The following is a 3865-nucleotide window of genomic DNA, read 5'->3' as shown; positions in this document are numbered from 1 at the left end:
TCGATCCACAAAATTGGTGGACTCATAGGAGTGAAGAATGGATAATTACCCCTATCGGTGGGAGAGGAACGTCTGATACATTAAATATTTGGTTTGGTAAGGATAGTGAAGGTCGTCAATGCGCTCATGGTATGTTAGGAGCAATGACAGGTTCAGGAAAATCTACCCTGTATCATGTTCTGATTTTGGGTTTGGCAACTCGTTACAGTCCCTCAGAATTAAGATTTTATCTAATTGATGGTAAATATGGTGTAGAATTAGCCCCCTATCGTAATTTACCCCATACTGAAGTAGTTTCCTTGCATTCTTCTCCTGAATTATCTCGTAGTGTGTTAACAGAATTAATTGCGGAAAAAGAACGACGCAACGCTTTATTTAAAAAGTTAGGAGTATCAGAATTATCAGGTTATCGCCGTTTAGGACAACCAGAAGGTAAAATTCCCCGTATACTCCTAGTAGTAGATGAATATCAGGAATTATTTCTGAATGACAAAGACGATACCGCTTCCAGTCAACTGCTCATTTTAGCTCAACAGGGACGGAGTGCAGGAATTCATATGTTATTAGCTGCACAACAGTTTGGTGCAGAGGGAATGCGGAATCAAACGGGGGTTTTTGGTAATATTCACCTGAGAATGGGTATGCAAATGTCAAATTCTGATATTCAAGCGTTGACAGAATTTGGTAAACGAGGCAAACAGTTACTAATGACTTGTGATTTACCAGGAAAAATCGTGGTTAATGACAGTAGTGGCGATGATAGTTCTAATTATTTTGGTAAAGTGGCATTTATCGAAAAAAACCGCCGAGATGAAGTCATTCAAGACTTAATGCAAAAAGCTCATCAACTTCCACCTGAAGATTACGCAGAAGCAGTAGTCTTTGATGGAGATTCTCAGCCAAATTTAGTAGATAATCCTCAATTACGCCATATTTTAGATTATGGTAAATGGTTATCTCCTACTGAATGGGAAAGTATAGCAAGAAAGTCTTTTTATAAAGGAGGGTTAGCAATTCCTGACTGGTTTAGTGCAGAACACCCCACTTTGATGTGGTTAGGGCAAGAATTTAGTGTTCGCAAACAAGCAAGGTTGATTTTACGCCGTCGCCCCAGTGAAAACGTTCTGGTGATCGGAGGAGACTATAATACAGCTCGTTATGGAATGTTAGCCTCAATTTTGACGAGTTTAGCTTTAAATGGAAATCCCCAACAACTTTGCTTTGTAGTAATCGATCGCAGTATTGTAGGAACACAATGGAATACTGCTTTAGAAACGGTTTGTGAAACAATTTTGAAACCTGCAAAGTTTGCGGTTGCGTTTGACCGAGAAAATAAAGTGATTCCTCCCATTTTAAACAGTTTAATCGTCGAACTTGAAAAAAGAAGCCAACTTAGTGAAGCAGAGTTACTTACCCAACCGTCTATTTTTGTGCTAATGACAGAATTAGACAGAGTAGATGATTTAAGACGGAGTAATGAAGGGTATTATAGCCCAGAAAGCCCTTTAGCTTTGCAAATTAAGCAATTATTCAGCGAAGGACCTACTAAAGGTATTCATCTCATTCTTAGTTTTTCTGGAATTAAAGCTCTATCCAATGTCTTTGATATTCGGCGAAATTTAGGCTATTTTCGCCATCGAGTCGCATTACAAATATCAGAGGATGATTCTTTCACTTTTGTTAACGATCGCCAAGCATCTCGCTTACAAGCCGATGGAGATGTTCCCATTCAAGCCCTTTATTTGGATGTTGAGAGCGATCGCAAAACCCTCTTTAAACCCTATAGTACAGAGTCAACACCAGACTTACAGCAACAACTTGAGAGCATTGCTAATACTTTAATTAACGGAAATTAACCAATGGATGACCAATTTTTACAACTCAAAAACTTTCAAGAAACCCTTGAACAATTTAACGATCGTATTAGTGCTTCTTGGAAAGAGGTAGAAACTGCTTACGAGGATATTTACCCTCATTGGGAAGACGACAACCATCGTCAACACGAACAGTTGTGGCTACCTGTGCAAGAACAGATGAAAAATTATCTAAATCGTCAAAGTCCAGTCTATATAGACTTTTTAAGCCATAAATTAAAAGTATTAGAGAGGTATTTAAACGGTGGATGATTCCCTCAAAAACGCACTTTTATCCTATCAAACTGCCTTAAATCAACATTTACTGGTTCTTAAGGAAGAATTTGAGATGCTAGAAACAGCATGGCGATCGCTAAATGATGTCTATGAAGGATCGGCGGCAGAAGAGTTTAAAGAAGCTTGGAGAAAAACCATGGTCGATTTTGAAGATTCTATAGGCAAAATAGAAACAATACTTTATTTTATCCAAGAAATCACTGAAAATGCCTAAATGATTTAATATGACTATTCAAGATCCCCGTATTCTCATTATCCTGCTCAATGACTTGCTCGAAGAACTCAAACGGTGGACAATAACCACTCGTGATACTTTAACCGATATGTCATGGTATCAAAATCAAGGAGAAGAAAAAGTTACACAAGCTCAATATCATGCTGCAATTGTTCAAAATCAGGCAAACAATGATCAAGAAGCAGTCGATAGTGCTGATAATGAAGTTAATCAATTGTTGTCTGATTGTTATCAAGCGTTAGACAACGCTCAACAAAATTTAAGACAAGCAGAAAACAGTCAACATCAAGCCCAATCTACCTTAAACCATTGGGAAACCGAGTTAAATCTTGCACAGATTTGGTTAGAACAGGCAGAAGCTCGATTACAAAGTGCTATCAAGGAAAGAGAACAAGCAGAAATTGATGTGCGCAATAAAGAGTCGGACTTACAAAGCGCAGAAAATGCCCTCAGAAATTGTGAAAGTTCTGGTTATACTGACGATGAGGGGCGATATCATGCCCGAAACTGCTCTGGTGAGTCAGCAAGAGTCAGTCGAGCCGAAAGTGCGGTTCTAGATGCTCGTCAAAACTTAGATCGAGCCATTGCAGAAGAAGCAGCAGCAAGGAATGAAGTGAGGCGAGCGCAAGCAAGAGTTGACTCTTGTTATAGTGCAGTGGGATATGCTCAAGAGGCTGATAGTAGAGCGAGTGTTGCCTTAAATAATGCCCATGACGCTCTCAGTTTTGCCGAACGCAGTTTAGAAAATGCTCATGCTGCCAAGCGTGAAGTGGAAAGAGCGCAAGTTGAAGCACATAATGAGCAGGAAATGGCAGATTTAATGTCTTTAGCTGTTAATACAGCGCAAAATCTTACAGAAGGAGCAAGAAGTGACTTTAAAGGAGCAGAAAACTTAGGAGACTCAGCTCAACGGCTAGAAGTTGCAGTTTCCAGAGAATTAGAGGACAGGGTAGAAAGTTTGATTGAATTAAATCGTCCACCTTTATTTTAGACAGTTTAGGGAGCAAAACAAATGGAAATGGAAGACACCCTTTGGACAATGAAACAGCGATCGCGTACTTTACAAGAGTATCGTCAAGATATTCGGGGTGCATGGCAAGATGAGGCTGCAAAAACCCTTAACCGTCGTTATCTCAACCCCCACGAAGGCGACGATCAGAAAATGATAGAATTTCTGCAAAAACAGGTGCAAGGCTTAGAAAAAGCTAATGAGGAGTTGATTAAAGCAAAAAAGCACGCTTTAGAAGCAGATCGCTATTCCCAACAAGTTGAACGTTTCTTAGAACGAAAAAAACAGGAAGTTAAACGAGCTTGTCATTCTTATGACTTGTCTATAGAATATTATGGTCTAACCCAAGCAGAATTGCCTAATATTGACCAATTAATTCAAAAAGCTAACAGCTGTGGTTAACGCAACTTGTAGTCGATATATCTGAAATAATTCCCAACAATATGCTATATTATAGAGCTACTGCGTAAA

5 protein-coding genes are annotated in these 3865 nt (G+C 39.1%); all 5 read left to right on the top strand.

Features of this window, described 5'->3' with window-relative positions:
- Positions 1-1856, top strand: a 1856-nt coding sequence (locus AC3DU7_RS27915) for an FtsK/SpoIIIE domain-containing protein (protein ID WP_488042517.1), incomplete at its 5' end; no start/stop codon positions are given.
- 3 nt (positions 1857-1859) lie between these two features.
- Positions 1860-2126, top strand: coding sequence for a hypothetical protein (locus AC3DU7_RS27910; protein WP_488042516.1), 267 nt, complete (start codon positions 1860-1862; stop codon positions 2124-2126).
- Positions 2119-2364, top strand: coding sequence for a hypothetical protein (locus tag AC3DU7_RS27905; protein WP_488042515.1), 246 nt, complete (start codon positions 2119-2121; stop codon positions 2362-2364). The genes AC3DU7_RS27910 and AC3DU7_RS27905 overlap by 8 nt, the downstream gene beginning before the upstream one ends.
- 10 nt (positions 2365-2374) lie before the next feature.
- Positions 2375-3376, top strand: coding sequence for a hypothetical protein (locus tag AC3DU7_RS27900; RefSeq protein ID WP_488042514.1), 1002 nt, complete (start codon positions 2375-2377; stop codon positions 3374-3376).
- Positions 3377-3397: 21 nt separating this feature from the next.
- The gene (locus AC3DU7_RS27895) at positions 3398-3796 is read left to right on the top strand and encodes a hypothetical protein (RefSeq protein ID WP_488042513.1); all 399 of its coding nucleotides are present in this window, start codon (positions 3398-3400) and stop codon (positions 3794-3796) included.
- The last annotated feature ends 69 nt before the right edge of the window (positions 3797-3865 follow it).

The sequence above is a fragment of the Okeania sp. genome (assembly GCF_983059655.1).
Note: the sequence above shows the minus strand (reverse complement) of the source record. Positions and strands in the feature narration are given on the sequence as shown.

Excerpts from the sequence above, each read along its gene's own strand:
- AC3DU7_RS27900 (WP_488042514.1), top strand. The coding sequence starts at position 2,375 with ATGACTATTCAAGATCCCCGTATTCTCATTATCCTGCTCAATGACTTG.
- AC3DU7_RS27910 (WP_488042516.1), top strand. The coding sequence starts at position 1,860 with ATGGATGACCAATTTTTACAACTCAAAAACTTTCAAGAAACCCTTGAA.
- AC3DU7_RS27895 (WP_488042513.1), top strand. The coding sequence starts at position 3,398 with ATGGAAATGGAAGACACCCTTTGGACAATGAAACAGCGATCGCGTACT.